The sequence below is a fragment of the Pseudomonas sp. S60 genome, assembly GCF_016647865.1.
GTDB classification, from domain to species: Bacteria; Pseudomonadota; Gammaproteobacteria; order Pseudomonadales; family Pseudomonadaceae; genus Aquipseudomonas; species Aquipseudomonas parafulva.
Genome location: NZ_JACVVH010000078.1, coordinates 1 through 14,855, shown reverse-complemented (window position 1 = coordinate 14,855; position 14,855 = coordinate 1). Strand labels below are relative to the sequence as shown.

9 protein-coding genes are annotated in these 14,855 nt (G+C 60.2%); 3 read left to right on the top strand and 6 right to left on the bottom strand.

Going from position 1 to position 14,855, the window contains the following annotated elements; translation table 11 throughout:
- Positions 1 to 107: 107 nt before the first annotated feature.
- The 4 genes from IAE33_RS23640 to IAE33_RS23625 all read right to left on the bottom strand — a co-directional run bounded on the left by IAE33_RS23640 (position 108) and on the right by IAE33_RS23625 (position 4,939).
- The gene (locus tag IAE33_RS23640; protein ID WP_236407340.1) at positions 108 to 2,522 is read right to left on the bottom strand and encodes a TonB-dependent siderophore receptor; all 2,415 of its coding nucleotides are present in this window, start codon (positions 2,520 to 2,522) and stop codon (positions 108 to 110) included.
- Between the two features lie 159 nt (positions 2,523 to 2,681).
- Entirely contained in the window at positions 2,682 to 3,650 is a 969-nt protein-coding gene (locus IAE33_RS23635) for a FecR domain-containing protein (RefSeq protein ID WP_201165593.1), read from the bottom strand.
- Complete coding sequence (locus IAE33_RS23630) at positions 3,647 to 4,147, bottom strand: sigma-70 family RNA polymerase sigma factor (RefSeq protein WP_201165591.1); 501 nt, start codon at positions 4,145 to 4,147, stop codon at positions 3,647 to 3,649. The genes IAE33_RS23635 and IAE33_RS23630 overlap by 4 nt, the downstream gene beginning before the upstream one ends.
- Before the next feature lie 96 nt (positions 4,148 to 4,243).
- Positions 4,244 to 4,939 carry a GntR family transcriptional regulator gene (locus IAE33_RS23625; RefSeq protein WP_201165589.1) on the bottom strand — a complete coding sequence of 232 codons (696 nt, stop codon included), beginning with the start codon at positions 4,937 to 4,939 and terminating at the stop codon, positions 4,244 to 4,246.
- Positions 4,940 to 5,140: 201 nt separating this feature from the next.
- Here IAE33_RS23625 and lapG point away from each other — a divergent pair, with 201 nt between their 5' ends.
- Together lapG and lapD are read left to right on the top strand one after the other, a co-directional pair.
- The gene (gene lapG / locus IAE33_RS23620; protein WP_201165596.1) at positions 5,141 to 5,902 is read left to right on the top strand and encodes a cysteine protease LapG; all 762 of its coding nucleotides are present in this window, start codon (positions 5,141 to 5,143) and stop codon (positions 5,900 to 5,902) included.
- A gap of 10 nt (positions 5,903 to 5,912) precedes the next feature.
- Complete coding sequence (lapD, locus tag IAE33_RS23615) at positions 5,913 to 7,859, top strand: cyclic di-GMP receptor LapD (RefSeq protein WP_201165587.1); 1,947 nt, start codon at positions 5,913 to 5,915, stop codon at positions 7,857 to 7,859.
- Between the two features lie 71 nt (positions 7,860 to 7,930).
- On the opposite strand, the gene IAE33_RS23610 is transcribed toward lapD, so the two are convergent.
- Positions 7,931 to 9,268 (bottom strand): HlyD family type I secretion periplasmic adaptor subunit, encoded by a 1,338-nt coding sequence (locus IAE33_RS23610; RefSeq protein WP_174435898.1) that lies wholly within the window; start codon positions 9,266 to 9,268, stop codon positions 7,931 to 7,933.
- Positions 9,269 to 9,296: 28 nt separating this feature from the next.
- Positions 9,297 to 11,453: a type I secretion system permease/ATPase gene (locus tag IAE33_RS23605; RefSeq protein ID WP_201165585.1), complete on the bottom strand. Its 2,157-nt coding sequence runs from the start codon at positions 11,451 to 11,453 to the stop codon at positions 9,297 to 9,299.
- Positions 11,454 to 12,398: 945 nt separating this feature from the next.
- Between IAE33_RS23605 and IAE33_RS23600 the strand changes: the two genes are divergently transcribed.
- The coding region (locus IAE33_RS23600; RefSeq protein ID WP_201165583.1) for a retention module-containing protein at positions 12,399 to 14,855 on the top strand (2,457 nt) is incomplete at its 3' end.

The window sequence follows — 14,855 nt, the reverse complement described above, 5'->3', positions numbered from 1 at the left end:
GATGGTAGTGTGGGGTTTCCCCATGTGAGAGTAGGTCATCGTCAAGATTCAAACCCCAAAGCCCCTGTCTGCGATGCAGACAGGGGCTTTGTCTTTTCCAGGACGGCTCAGAACTGATAGCTGACGGTGGCCGTCACGTTTCGCTCTTCACCCATGTAGCAGTAGTTCAGGCTTGCGCAGGACGTGATGTAGCGCCGGTTGGTCAGGTTGTTGGCGTTCAACCTCACATCCACGCCCTTCAGCCCGACTTTGCCGAGGTCATAACCCAGCGAAGCATCCACCAGTGTGTAGGACGGCACCTTCATGCTGTTTTCCGCATCGACCCAGCTATACCCCACGTAACGTACACCCCCGCCCAGCCTCACACCATCGAGCACACCTTGGCGCATGTTGTAGTCAGCCCACAGGGACACCATCTGCCTGGGCGCCTGGGTGGGTGAGTTACCTTTGTTGTCCAGGTTGCCGGCTACCAGGCTAGGCATCTGCTTGGTGTATTCGATATCGGTAAAGGTGTACCCGCCCAGCAGTTTCAGGCTGTCGGTCACTTGTACATGAGCTTCCAGTTCCAACCCCTGGGAGCGCACCTGGCCAACGGGGCGATAGAAATCCTCATTGGGCTGCTTGGATGCCAGGTTCTCCTGTTCAATATGGAACACCGAGGCCGTGAACAAGTTGTCGCTGCCCGGTGGCTGGTACTTGATACCGGCTTCCCACTGCGTGCCTTCGGTGGGTGCCAGCGGCTTGCCTTGTTGATCGGACACGGTGTTCGGGTTGAATGACTCCGAGTAGCTCAGGTAGGGCGCGATCCCGTTTTCGAACAGGTACAAAACACCTGCACGGGTAGTGAACTTGGTACGCGCATCATTGGCCTTGGTATCCCTGTCGCGATCACGCTCGGATACTTTTACCCAGTCCTGCCGCAGGCCGAGAGAAAACCGCCACTGATCCAGTTCCACCAGGTCCTGCAAATACACACCCGTCTGTTGCAAGCGCCGTTGATAGCGGTTCTCCCCTGCTACCTGCAGGTTGCCATTGCGATACTGGGGGTTGCCGGCATCCAGCGGGTCAACCGAGCCATAGCGCCATGCCACATCGGCCTTGCGACGCTGAAAATCGGTGCCCAGCAGGAAGGTATGCTTGGCGGCCCCGGTGAACACCTCTGCCTGCACCATGTTATCGATGATGTAGGAATGCAGGCGCTCGTCTCCGCCGGTGTAGGCCCTGTTCAGGACAGTGCCCTCGTTGCCTGCCCAACCGGCCGAATACACCTGGTCCATCGAGACATCGGAATCCTGGTAGCGGAAGTTCTGCCGTGCAGTGAATACGTCATTGAACCGGTGTTCGAACTGATAACTGAACGACTGCTGTGTGCGTTCGTAGTGATCGATGTTCGGTTCACCCTCGAAGAAGTGGTCCGACAAGCGCAAGCCGTTGCGCTTGTGCAGCATGCCATCTGCCGGGTTGCCGCCATGGTAGCCCCCGCTGGGGTCATGCTGAAGGTACGCCTGCAGGGTCAGCGAGGTGTCTTCCGTGAAGTCCATGCTCAGCGACGGTGCAAGTGCGTAGCGCTCTTCCTTGTTGTGATCGAACTGAGTGTCTGAACCGTCTGCCAGGCCTGTCAGGCGGTACGCAATGCGCTTGTCGTCATCCACAGGCCCGCTGAAGTCGAACCCCATGCCACGCTGCCCCTGAGTACCCACGGAGGCCTGAACCTGACGGTAGGGGCTGAACAGAGGCTTCTTGGTAGTCAACGCCACCAGGCCACCTGGCGAACTGCGGCCATACAGTACCGATGACGGGCCCTTCAGTATGTCGATGCGCTCAAGAAAATACGGGTCTACCTGCATGGTGCTGTAGGTGCCGTTGTCCCCCATGGATTTCAGGCCGTCTACGTAGATGTTATCCACAGAGCCATCGTTGAAGCCGCGCATGGCCACGTAGTCGTAGCGGTGGGTTGCCCCATAGGGGTTGGTTAGCACACCGGGTGTATAGCGCATGGCCTGGGCCACGGTCTGTGCCCCCTGGTCATCCATCTGCTGACGGGTGACCACCGACACTGACTGGGAGGTTTCCACCAGCGGCATGCTGCTCTTGGTGGCAACCTGGCTATGCGTGGCGTTGTACCCCTCCATGCTGCCCAACGCATTACCCAGGGTGAAGCTGCGCACATCGGTGTCGGGCAACGCCAGTGCGGCTTCTTGCGGCTGTGCCTGCAAGACGTAATTGCGTGCGTTCTGGCTCAGGGCTACCAGCCCGCTTCCTGCCAAGAGGTGTCGCAAGGCTTGTTCAGTGCCGTACTGGCCTTGGAGGCCATTCGATTGCAAGCCGCGGGTAAGTTGCGGTGTGCTCGACAGGGTAATGCCAGCCTGCCTGGCGAACTGGTTGAGTGCCTCATCGAGTGGGCCGGGTGCGATCGCGTATGTTTGGCTAACCACTGGCGTATCGTCGGCGACGGCCAGCAGAGGCGTGGCCGCTACGCCCAGGACGGTGCCGAACAAGGCTGCGCGTATGGCTCTACCCAGTATTGATTGCAGGACAGGTCGAAAATCATTCGCGTTGCAGGGCAGCGTGTACTTCGTGGCGATAGGCATGTAGGAGTCCGTGAATTGAATAGGGCAGAGGGCGCTTCAATGTCCTAGCCGGACCAGAATAAAAAACCCGCCATCTTCCAGAAGCGCTGCCTAACTCAGGCGCTCCACCCTTATCCACAAGCGCGTGAGCTCGCGCAGTTGTACTGGCAGCGTGCGGGGTAACAGCCGCACCAGTTGCTCAGGGTCATCGAGGCGGAAGACACCCGACAAGCGCATGTCTGCAATGTTGTCGCTGCAGGTCAGGTAGCCATGGCGGTAGCGGCTGACTTGCGCAAGAAAGTCGGCCAGACGCATGTCCCGAGTCACGATCAACCCCTCGGTCCAGGCCAGTGCATCCATGCTGGCAGGCTGCTCTCGCTGTACTCCGTCACGCGTTACCCGCCAGGCCTGGTCCGGCTCCAGCCATTGCCAGCCCCCCGTATCGGCTTGTTGGGCTGCCAGCCGGCCGTGGCTGAAGCTGGCATGGACGCAGTCACCCTCAAGGCGCAGCGCGACGCGGCTATCGAACGCCTGCAGCAGCGCGTCCTTGGTATATACGTGTACTGGGAACTGTGGGTGCAGGGTTTGCCGACAATCGAGCATCAGCTCGCCGCGCCTCAACTTCACCACCAGCTGCTGGCCATTGAACGCCACATCTACCGCACTGCGGGTGTTGAGCTGCAGGCGTGTACCGTCGGCAAGGGTGATGTGCCTACGCTCGCCCGTTGCGGTCGCGTAGTCCGATGACCATGGGCTGATAAGGTCCAGGTCTTTGGCCAGCCAGGCGGCCGAACCCACCATGGCAAGCCCGCCCAACAGCTTCAAAGCCTGCCGGCGCTGAAGGCGTTTGTGACTGGTTTCCAAGGTGCGCAGTGCTATACCGGCAGCAGGGACCGCCCGCAGGTCCAGTTCCTGATCGAGATGGACAACCCGTTGCCAGGCCAACTCGTGGCTTGGGCAAGCATTGCGCCACTGCATGCAGCGCTGCTCAAAAGCAGGGTCATTGCCATGCTCGCGCAGCGCGACCCTCCAGGTAATGGCTTGCCTCACCGCTTTTGCATCTGGGGGAGGGCAGGTCATTGCACGTCGTAGCGCAACAGGTAGCAGTGATAGAGCGCGTCAGCGATATGACGCTCCACGGTACGCACGGAAAGCCCCATCCGCTGCGCAACCTCCTTGTGCTTGAGGCCCTCGCACTGGGCCAGCAGAAAAGCTGTACGGACCTTGGGCTTGAGGCCATCGAGCATGACAGCAATGCGCTCGAGCAGCTCCAGCAGCAATTCCTGGGTTTCGACACTGGGCGCGTGAGCCTGCGGCAGATGTGCCAAAGCCTCCAGATAGGCTTTGTGCAATTCTTCTCGGCGCCAATGGTCGATCACCAGCCCGCGGGCAACAGTGCGCAAGAACGCTCTGGGTTTTTGCAGATGAAGGTGCTCACGTCGCTGCAACAGCCGCACGAAGGTGTCCTGCGCCAGGTCGGCAGCATCAGCCGCGCTCCCCAGGTGATGGCGCAGCCAGCCATACAACCAGCCGTGGTGGTCATGATAGAGGGCTTGGACAGGGTCGTTGCTGGGCATTTTCGGCGGTGCCATAAAGGCTTTAATGATAACGAGTCTCATTGTTCCGCTGGTGGCCGCATTTTGCAACCTTGTCGGCCCATAGCAATGCTGCGATCACGCCTGGCGAAGCTTTTGGCTGTCCAGGTATCTGCGAATTGCAATTGCAGCGCCGTTGAGGTGGCGCTCCAGTACTGCGATAGCCTCGTTGACCCGCTTGGCGCTGGCGGCGTCTACCAGTGCGGTATGGTCGTCCTGCGTCAGTTTGCCCAGGCCCATGGAGGACAGGTGAAACCGCAGAAACCGTTCCTCCTGGTTCAGTTCGTTATCAATCAGGCGCAACAGCTTCTGGTTCGGCGCCCGGCAATACAGCACCATGTGCAGCAGGCGGTTGAGGCGAGCGATCTCGGCATGCCGGGTTTCGTTCTCCAACTGCTGGATATAGCGGCGCGCATCGGCGATGTCCTGGCCTTCAAGCAGCGGGATGGACTGGCGCAAAGCCTCGCTCTCGAGCAGCACGCGCAAGGTATAGGCGTCTACCGCGTCCTCGCCGATCAGCGGCGCAACTACCGCACCCTTGTGCATCTGCACATTCAACAGCGCCTGCGCTTCCAGCTGCCGCAGCGCCTCACGTACCGGCATGCGGCTGACGCCATAGAGGGTTGCAAGCTCCTGCTGCCGGATCGCGGTGCCGGGCGGCAAACGGCCGTCCAGAATGGCACTGCGCAGACGTTCCTCGATTACGCCACGGGCCAGGTGCGGCAACAGCTGTTCGCTGGTCAGCACGTTGCTCAGTTTTATTTTCTCGGCCACAAAACGCCTGCCTTAACGTTCACAAAAAGTTGGATCCAATCAAGCTAGTTACGGCTTGTGGGCATGTCAAACCTGCGGCTATCAGCGCACTGCCCCAAAGCGCGGCTATGGTGGAGTAAGTCGCCCTGCAAAGGAAGTAATGCAAATGAAGATGTAGGGCCAGAATGCAGCCTGGCTGACAGGCGGATGGATGATTTCGATGTGCCATTGTCTTTTGCGCTAACAGGCCGCACCATCGCAGCTTTCGACTGGCCGGGACAGGGCTTGGCTGTGGCGATCTCCCCGATGCTCAAAACCGTGCTGCACCGTATCGCCCTGGCTGCGTTGCTGGGCGGCATGCTGCTGGGCGGCCTGCACGCCGATTGGGACTTCGCACAGATCAGCCGCAAGTCCGAGGCCCTCTATGGCCCGCTCGGCGCCGGCAAAGCGCGTATCGATGCCTGGCAGAACCTGATGGCGACCCAGAAACAAGATAGCGAGCTTGAGCGGCTGCAAGTGGTCAACCGGTTCTTCAACCAGCAACTGCGTTACGTTGAAGACATCGACCTGTGGGGTGAGGTCGATTACTGGGCTACCCCTGTTCAGGCCCTGATCAAGGGTGCCGGGGATTGTGAAGACTACGCAATCGCCAAGTATTTCAGCCTTCGGCGTATGGGCATTCCCAGCGAAAAGCTGCGCATCACGTACGTCAAGGCGCTGCGCCAGAACCGCGCGCACATGGTACTGACTTACTATTCGACACCCCAGGCCCAGCCTCTGGTCCTGGACAGCCTCATGGACGCCATCAAGCCGGCTAGCCAGCGCCCAGACCTGTTGCCGGTCTACGCCTTCAATGGTGAAGGCTTGTGGCTCACCGGGGCTGCTGGTAACAAGAAGGTCGGCGATACCAAGCGGTTGTCGCGCTGGCAAGACCTGTTGAAGAAAATGCAGGCCGAAGGCTTCCCGGCCGAACCGGTTTACTGAAGGAGCACAAATGTCACTGTTCAAACAATTGCTGTTGGCTATTTGCCTGTTCCTGGTGGTCGCCTTCAGTGGCAGCTTCATGGTCAGCCTGGAAAGCTCGCGCAGCCAGTACGTCAACCAGCTGCGCTCGCACGCCCAGGATGCGGCCACCGCCCTGGCATTGTCGCTCACGCCCAACATCGACGACCCGGCCATGACCGAGTTGATGGTCAGCTCGATCTTCGACAGTGGCTACTATGCAAGCATCAAGGTCGTCGACCTGGCCTCCAACGCCGTACTGGTGGAGCGTCATGCCGAGCCGGACCCAGGTGGCGTGCCGCGCTGGTTCGTGCACTTGATAGGCCTGGAGGCTGCCGGCGGCGACGCCATCGTCAGCCGTGGCTGGCAACAGGCGGCCCGGGTGGAGGTAATAAGCCACCCAATGTTCGCCATTGCCAAACTCTGGCAAAGCGCCCTGGGCAGCCTGAGCTGGTTGCTGCTGTGCGGGGCTGCCAGTGCCGTGCTTGGCGCACTGCTGCTACGCCGTCAGTTGCGCCCGCTGGACTACATGGTCGAACAATCCCACGCCATTGCCCGCCGTGAATTCCTGAGCCTGCAAGAGCTGCCACGCACACCGGAGCTGCGCCGCGTGGTGCAGGCCATGAACCAGATGGTCGAGAAGCTCAAAGCCCTGTTCACCGAACAGGCCGAGCGCAGTGAGCGGCTGCGTGCCGAGTCCTATCAGGACACCCTCACCGGGCTGTCCAACCGTCGTTACTTCGAGATGCAGTTGAACGCCCGGGTCAGCAACCTGGAGGAAGCCCGCGCAGGCTACCTGCTGTTGTTGCGTGTGCAAGGCCTGGCCGGGCTGAACGCGCGGTTGGGCGGGCAACGTACCGACCAGTTGCTGCAGGCTGTGGGCGAGCAGTTGCGGCGCACCTGTGGCAGCTACCCGGAAACCAACGACCTGATCTCCCGCAGCCGCGGGGGTGAGTTCGCGGTGTTGGCCCCAGGCATGGTGCATGAGGAGGCCATTCAGCTTGCCCAGGCCTTGGAAGGCACCCTGCAGAGCCTGCACGAAACCGGTGCCAGTGACATCAACCCCGTGGCCTGTATCGGCCTGGCGCCTTACACCCCCGGCGACGCACCGCAGGCGCTGCTCAAGCTCGCCGACGAAGCCTTGGCCCGCGCAGAAAACCAGCCAACCCCTGGCTGGGTGTGCCTGGAGCAAGGGGTGGCTGCTGTTGCCGCAGACAGCCAGCACGACTGGCATGAACGCCTCGACCAGGCGTTCCGTAATGGCCATTTCGACCTGTTCTTCCAGCCTGTGGTGGATTGCGCCACCGCGCAGCGCGTGCTTCATCACAAGGTGATATCGCGCCTGAAAGACCGTGAAGGCGAGGCCCTGCCGGCCGGCCGCTTCCTGCCCTGGCTCGAGCGCTTTGGCTGGATGCCGCGCCTGGACCTGCTGGTGCTGGAAAAAGTACTGGCCCACTTGCGGGGGCATGATCAGGTGCTGGCGCTGAACCTTTCCGCCGCCACCTTGGCCGACCCCAAGGCATTGCAGCGCATTTTCGAATTACTGGGCCACAACGCAGCCCTGGGCCCGCGCCTGGTGTTCGAGATTGGCGAAGAGCAGTTACCCGACCAGCCTGCCCTGGAACAGCTGACGCGGCGCCTGCACGGGCTGGGCTTCGGCCTGGCGCTGCAGCGCTTTGGCGGCCGCTTCAGCATGATCGGCAACCTGTCGCACCTGGGGCTGGCTTACCTGAAGATCGACGGCAGCTACATCCGCAATATCGATGAGGAGCAGCACAAGCGCCTGTTCATCGAGGCCATCCAGCGCGCTGCCCACAGCATCGACTTGCCGCTTATTGCCGAGCGTGTGGAAACCGAAGGCGAGCGCCTGGTGCTATGCGAAATGGGGGTAGGGGGTATCCAGGGGCAACTGGTGGGTGAACCTGCACCCTGGCGATAAGTACAAGCCATTACGTGCATCAGCGGCCTTGCGCCGCATAAGGGCCGCAATGCGGCCCTTTGCACAGCCTGTCAGCGCTCGCGCAGCGCTTCCGAGCGGGCCTTCATGATGGGCTTGAGCAAGTAGCTCATGATGGTTTTCTTGCCGGTCATGATATCCACCGTTGCAATCATCCCGGGGATGATCAGCAGCGGTTTCTCGTCGGTGCCAAGGTGGCTGCGATCGGTGCGCAACCTGATCAGGTAGTAGGTGGTCTTCTTATCTTCATCGGTAATGGTGTCGGCGCTGATCTGTTCAAGCTTGGCCTTGAGCCCGCCGTAGATGGTGTAGTCATACGCGGTGAACTTGACGGTCGCTTCCTGGCCCGGGTGCAGGAAGGCAATGTCCTTGGGCAGGATCTTCGCTTCGATCACCAGCGTGTCGTCCAGCGGCACGACCTCGATGATATCGCTGCCCGGCTGGATCACACCGCCAATGGTGTTCACCAGCAATTGCTTGACGATACCGCGCACTGGCGAGGTGACCATGGTCCGGTGCACCCGGTCATCCAGCGCCTTGCTGGTGGCGGTGGCCTTGTTCAGCTCGGTACGCGCTTCGTTAAGCTGGGTAAGCGCTTCGCTGCGAAACTTGCCACGGGTTTCCTCGATCTTGCTCTGTACCTCGCGGATGGCCGCCTCGGCGCGGGGTATGGCCAGGGCGGTGGAATCCAGCTGGCCGCGGTTTTCCACTTCCGCCCGGCGCAGGCGCAGCACCTCTACCTGGGAGATCGCCCCGGTCGCCACCAAGGGCTCCGACATGCTGATTTCCTTGCGCAGCAGCTCAAGGCTGTTGGCGTACTGGGCACGCTTGGAGCTGTACTCGCGCAGCTCTTGCTGGCGCTGCACCAACTGCTGCTGCAGGCCGCCAATTTCGTCCTGCAACTGCTGGCGCCGGCTCTGATATAGCGACTCTTCACTGGCCGCTTGGCTCGGTGCGGCTTTGCGCAGTTCCTCGTCAATCTGCAGTGGCTTGTCGTCCACCTCAGCGCTCAGGCGCTGCACACGCAGGGCCATGGACAGGCGATCGGCCTCGGTTTCGCCCACGTTGGAGGCGAAGCGTGTTTCATCAAGGCGCAGCAAAGGCTGACCAACTTCGACGATCTGGCCCTCCTTGGCAAAAATTTCCGCCACGATGCCGCCTTCCAGGTTCTGGATTTTCTGCACCTTGGAGGAGGGGATCGCCTTGCCCTCGCCGCGGGTTACTTCATCGATAGGCGCCACGCTGGCCCAGATGATCAAGAACACGAAGAACAGGATCACGCCCCATATGGTCAACCTGACGACCCGCGGGGCATCCTCGATGAGGGCCTTGTTGACCTCTGGAAGTGGCTGCCCACCGAGCGAGTCACTGCCCTTGAAGTAACGCCGCATGCCTTCCTTGATTTGCCCGAAATCCAGCTTACGCAACACTGATCTGCCCCTTCTTCAGCGCGTCCATGACCGCGGCTTTCGGGCCGTCGGCAACAATCTGCCCGCGATCGATCACGATCAGCCGATCCACGAGCGAAAGCAGTGATGCACGGTGAGTCACCAGCAGCACCGTCTTGCTTTCCACCACCGCCTGCAGGCGCTGTTTGAGGCGCTCCTCACCGGTGTTGTCCATGGCGCTGGTCGGTTCGTCCAGCAGCAGGATTTGCGGGTTCAACAGCAGCGCACGGCCAAGTGCCACGTTCTGCCGCTGGCCACCGGACAGGTTCTGCCCACGTTCGCCTACCTGCAGCTCATAGCCATCCGGGTGCAGCCGCGCGAACTCGTGCACGCCTGCCAGCTCGGCGGCTTGCAGGATCATCTCGTCGTCGATGTAGCGCGCGCCACTCACCAGGTTGTCGCGCAGGGTGCCTGCCAGCAGCTGGATATCCTGCGGCACATAGCCAATGTTGTGGCGCAGCTCGCTGACGTCGATCTGCCGGATGTCTACACCATCTACCAGCAGCGAGCCGCCATCAGCCTCGTAAAGGCCCACGATCAACTTGGCCAAAGAGCTCTTGCCTGAGCCGCTGCGGCCAATGATGCCGACCTTCTCGCCGGGCCGAATGGTCAGGTTGATGTTCTTCAGCGCCATGTTCTGCTGGTTGGGGTAGGTGAAGTCCACCCCGCGAAACTCGACGCTACCCTGCAGCACTCTGCGGCTGAGGGGCCGCTCTTCGAAGTTGCGCTCCTGTGGCAACTCCATCATGTGGTCGGTAGAAACCATGGTCACCTTGGCCTGCTGGTAACGTGCCAACAGGCCGTTCAGCTGGCCCAGCGGGCCCAGCGCGCGACCGCTGAGCATGTAGCAGGCCACCAGGCCGCCCATGCTCAGGTTGCCGTCGATGATCAGGTAGACGCCCACGCAGATCATCGCCACACCCGCCAGTTGCTGAATCAGCATGGTGATGTTCATGGCCAGGCTCGACAGCACCTTCACGCGCAGCTCCAGGCGGCTGAGGGTACCGAGGGTCTGTTCCCACATGTACTGGCGCTCGCTCTCGGCATTGTTGACCTTGACCGCATCCAGGCCGGCGAGGGTCTCGATCAGGCTTGACTGGCGCTCGGAGGCCAGTGCCATGGTCCGCTCCATGGTCGCCATCAAAGGGCGCTGCAAGGCATAGCCAATACTCAGCGCCAACGGGAAGGCGATGATCGGGATCCACACCAGATGGCCGCCGATGATGGCGATGACGATCAGGATCAGTACCGTGAAGGGCAGGTCGATCAGGCTGGTCAGTGTCAGCGATGCCAGGAAGTCGCGCAGGCCCTGAAACTCGTGGATGTTCTGGGCGAAACTACCGACCCTGGCAGGGCGATACTTCATCGACATGCCGACGATACGCTCGAACAGCGTGGCAGAGATGATCAGGTCGGTCTTCTTGCCGGCAAGGTCCAGGCACAACCCGCGCAGCCCTTTGAGGATCAGGTCGAACACATAAGCGCCCGCGATCCCGATCGCCAGCACCCACAGCGTTGAGGTCGCCTGGTTGGGGACCACCCGGTCATACACGTTCATCACGAACAGCGGAGCGGCCAGGGCGATCAAGTTGATCACCAGGCTGGCGGCGATGGCGTCAATGTACAGCCATTTGCTGCGCAGCAGAGTGTCGCGGAACCAGGACTTCGCACGCGGAATGAGGTTGCCGTGGTTGACGTCAAATTTGTGCTGCGGCTGGGCGAAGAACACCCGGCCACTGTAGTCATCCTGGAGTTTCTCGCGGCTGATGTGCACCTCGCCGCCATCGCTTTCGCTAAGCAGCAGCCGTGCAGTGTCTTCATTTTCCCAGCCAAGCAGAACCGCGCTTCGCCCGCCTTTGAGCAACAGCATGGCCGGCATGGCGATGCTCGGGATCTGCTCCAGCTTGCGCTGCAGCAGGCGCCCTTGCAGCCCAGCCCTGGCAGCCGCACGGGGCAGTAGTTCAGGGCTCAGCCGCTGCGCTGGCAACGGCAGGCCCGTGGTCAACATCACGCGGCTGGCTGGTTTTTGGTGCAACACACACAGGCTCAACAGACTATCCAGCAGGGGATCGTCGTGCTGGCTGCGTGGATCGTGGTTGAGTTCGACTCGACTGACTTCGGATTCCACGCGGCGCTCTCTTCATCCTTGTGGTGGGTAGGGGTGGGCGCGCTGCCTTGATGCTGCAGGCTGGCAACCCTGGCGTTCAGTGGTGTTGCGGCGTATCAGCGCCGGGCGATGTGCATCGCCGTGGCAAAATTTTGGCAATGGTCGCTTTGAATCCATTTTGAGTAAACAGCTGTCTCGTTCACTTTACTACCTGACGTCGGATGGCCCTGAAATGTTTCATTTCTGAACCACTCGCACTTCATTCGCAGGTGTCAGCATAGCTAGCAAAAGGCCATGGCGACATCGCTTGCGACCAGAATAGCTGATGCCATTTAACAGGCGCTGGTTTGCTGACGCCGTTTGGTAATCGATTAGTCAAAATTCATCTATTAAATGCAGCCTCTGTACCAGCCTGTATTCGATAATCATCACGCGCCTCAACCCCACCTGGACGTCCTTATATACGTGATTCCACTCTGCTCGTTTGATTTGCGGCAGCGTGTTTACGTGCCGACAAGTGGCGTCGAGCCGCAGCCCACTGGGTGATGAATCGGCAAGCTTTGTGCTTGCCGTGCGTATATTGGGCCGGTGAATAAACGTGAATGACCTTATATTGACGCCTGTGGTCTGATGGATCCCGACGGACGGTAAGCCGGTGGCTAATCCTCGGATTTCTAAGCCGCTAAACCCCCGTGTGGTGGGCGATGCAGCTGTTTTTTGTGACCCAAGGCAGTTGCCGTTGAGAAACGCTTGGCTAAGGTAAAATATCAATGTGACATTACCTAACCGATTGTTTAGGATGGCCATCATAAGGTCAATAGTTTGGCAGTTGTGTAATCGCTGGCAGTTATAGACGAAATATTGACGTCAAAATGCGTCAAGTGAATATCGACATCATTCCAGATCAGGTGGCCACGATTGCCGCTCTGGCACGGAAGTACCCTACAGGGTCACACGGAGAGTCCAATGAGCAGCGTTGTAGCCATCGTCAAAAGTATTGTCGGCCAGGTTATTGCGGTATCCCCAGAAGGCATCCGGCGTGTACTGATCGAGGGGGATCGACTTCTGGCCGGCGAGCAGGTGCTCACTGGCGCTGGTGGTGCAGTAACGCTTGAGCTGGCAGATGGCCGACTGCTCGACCTGGGCCGCGACAGCCAATGGAGTGCCGACACGCCTGATAGCAGCACCGACCTGGGCCAGGCCGCTGCGCAGGCCGCGCCTTCGGTAGCAGAGTTGCAACAAGCGATCGCTGCGGGTGTCGACCCCACTACCGACCTGGAAGCCACTGCGGCAGGTCCTACGGCAGCCGGTGGCGGTGCAGCGGGCGGTGGCCACAGCTTCGTCATGCTGGAAGAGACGGCAGGCACCGTTGACCCGACTGTTGGCTTCCCCACCGAGGGGCTTGGCTTCGCTGCCGAAGCCAATCGCCAGGATGTTGGTGGCGCGGACACCACGGCCAACAACCGTGCGACCACGCCCGGCACGACCGGGGATGTCGCCACTAACCTGGTGCTGGGCGCCACGCCTTCCATTACTGAAGCGGGCGGGGTGATTGTCTATACCGCCACCGTTGGCCAGGCTCCCAATAGCGACCTGGTGGTCACCCTGTCCAATGGTGCGGTCATCGTCATCCCTGCCGGGCAAACAACCGGCAGTGTCAATGTTGTGATCCCGCCGAATGACACGCCCTATGTCGATGGCGGTCAGATTTCTACGGTTGTCACCGGTACCACCGGCGGTGGCGGGTTGATTGTGACCTTGCCGCAAGACCCTGCGGTAACCCAGGTTACCGATACCATCGACACCACAACCGCGACGCTGACAGCTACCCCGTCGGTGACCGAGGGCGGTGTGATCACTTACACCGTGACGCTGAGCAACCCTGGCCAGACCCCGGTGACCGTGACTTTGTCCAACGGGCAGGTGATTACCGTTGAGGCTGGCAAAACCCAGGCTAGCGTCGATTTCCAGACGCCGCCGAACGATGTTTACAACAACGGTTCGACCGTCAGCGTGAATATCACGGGTGCAACGGGTGGTAATTTCGAGCAACTCACGCCCAATACGAACCCGGCTGTTACCACGATCAACGATTCGATCGACACCACCACCGCGACACTGACGGCGAACCCGTCGGTCACTGAAGGTGGTGTGATCACTTACACCGTGACGCTGACCAACCCGGCTCAAACGCCGGTGACTGTGACCCTGTCAAACGGCCAAGTCATCACCGTTGAAGCAGGCAAGACTCAAGGCAGCATTGATTTCCAGACCCCGGCGAATGACGTGTACAACAACGGTTCGACCGTTAGCGTCACGATTGAAAATGCCACGGGCGGCAACTTCGAGCAGTTGACCCCGAACCCAGCTCCAGCCGTCACCACGATCAATGATTCGATCGACACTACCACCGCGACTCTGACGGCGAATCCGTCGGTCACCGAAGGTGGTGTCATCACTTACACCGTGACGCTGACTAACCCGGCTCAAACGCCGGTCACTGTGACCCTGTCCAACGGCCAGGTCATCACCGTTGAAGCGGGCAAGACCCAGGGCAGCATTGACTTCCAGACGCCGGCCAATGACGTGTACAACAACGGTTCGACCGTTAGCGTCACGATTGAAAATGCCACGGGCGGCAACTTCGAGCAGTTGACCCCGAACCCAACCCCAGCTGTTACCACGATCAATGATTCGATCGACACCACCACTGCGACCCTGGCAGCGAACCCGTCGGTGACCGAAGGTGGCGTGATCACTTACACCGTGACGCTGACCAACCCGGCTCAAACGCCGGTTACCGTGACCTTGTCCAATGGTCAGGTCATCACTGTTGAGGCGGGTAAAACTCAGGGCAGCATCGATTTCCAAACTCCGGCCAATGACGTCTATAACAACGGTTCGACCGTTAGTGTCACGATCCAGAACGCTACGGGCGGCAACTTCGAACAGCTGACTCCTAACCCGACTCCAGCGGTTACGACGATCAATGATTCGATCGATACCACCACCGCGACTCTGACGGCGAACCCATCGGTCACCGAAGGCGGTGTCATCACTTACACCGTGACACTGACCAACCCGGCTCAAACGCCGGTGACAGTGACCTTGTCCAACGGCCAGGTCATCACTGTTGAGGCGGGTAAAACTCAGGGCAGCATCGATTTCCAAACTCCGGCCAATGACGTCTATAACAACGGTTCGACCGTTAGTGTCACGATCCAGAACGCTACGGGCGGCAACTTCGAACAGCTGACTCCTAACCCGACTCCAGCGGTTACGACGATCAATGATTCGATCGATACCACCACCGCGACTCTGACGGCGAACCCATCGGTCACCGAAGGCGGTGTCATCACTTACACCGTGACACTGACCAACCCGGCGCAGACGCCGGTGACCGTGACCTTGTCCAACGGCCAG

Excerpts from the sequence above, each read along its gene's own strand:
- IAE33_RS23635 (WP_201165593.1), bottom strand. The coding sequence starts at position 3,650 with ATGACCTGCCCTCCCCCAGATGCAAAAGCGGTGAGGCAAGCCATTACC.
- lapD (WP_201165587.1), top strand. The coding sequence starts at position 5,913 with ATGTCACTGTTCAAACAATTGCTGTTGGCTATTTGCCTGTTCCTGGTG.
- IAE33_RS23630 (WP_201165591.1), bottom strand. The coding sequence starts at position 4,147 with ATGCCCAGCAACGACCCTGTCCAAGCCCTCTATCATGACCACCACGGC.
- IAE33_RS23610 (WP_174435898.1), bottom strand. The coding sequence starts at position 9,268 with ATGCGGCGTTACTTCAAGGGCAGTGACTCGCTCGGTGGGCAGCCACTT.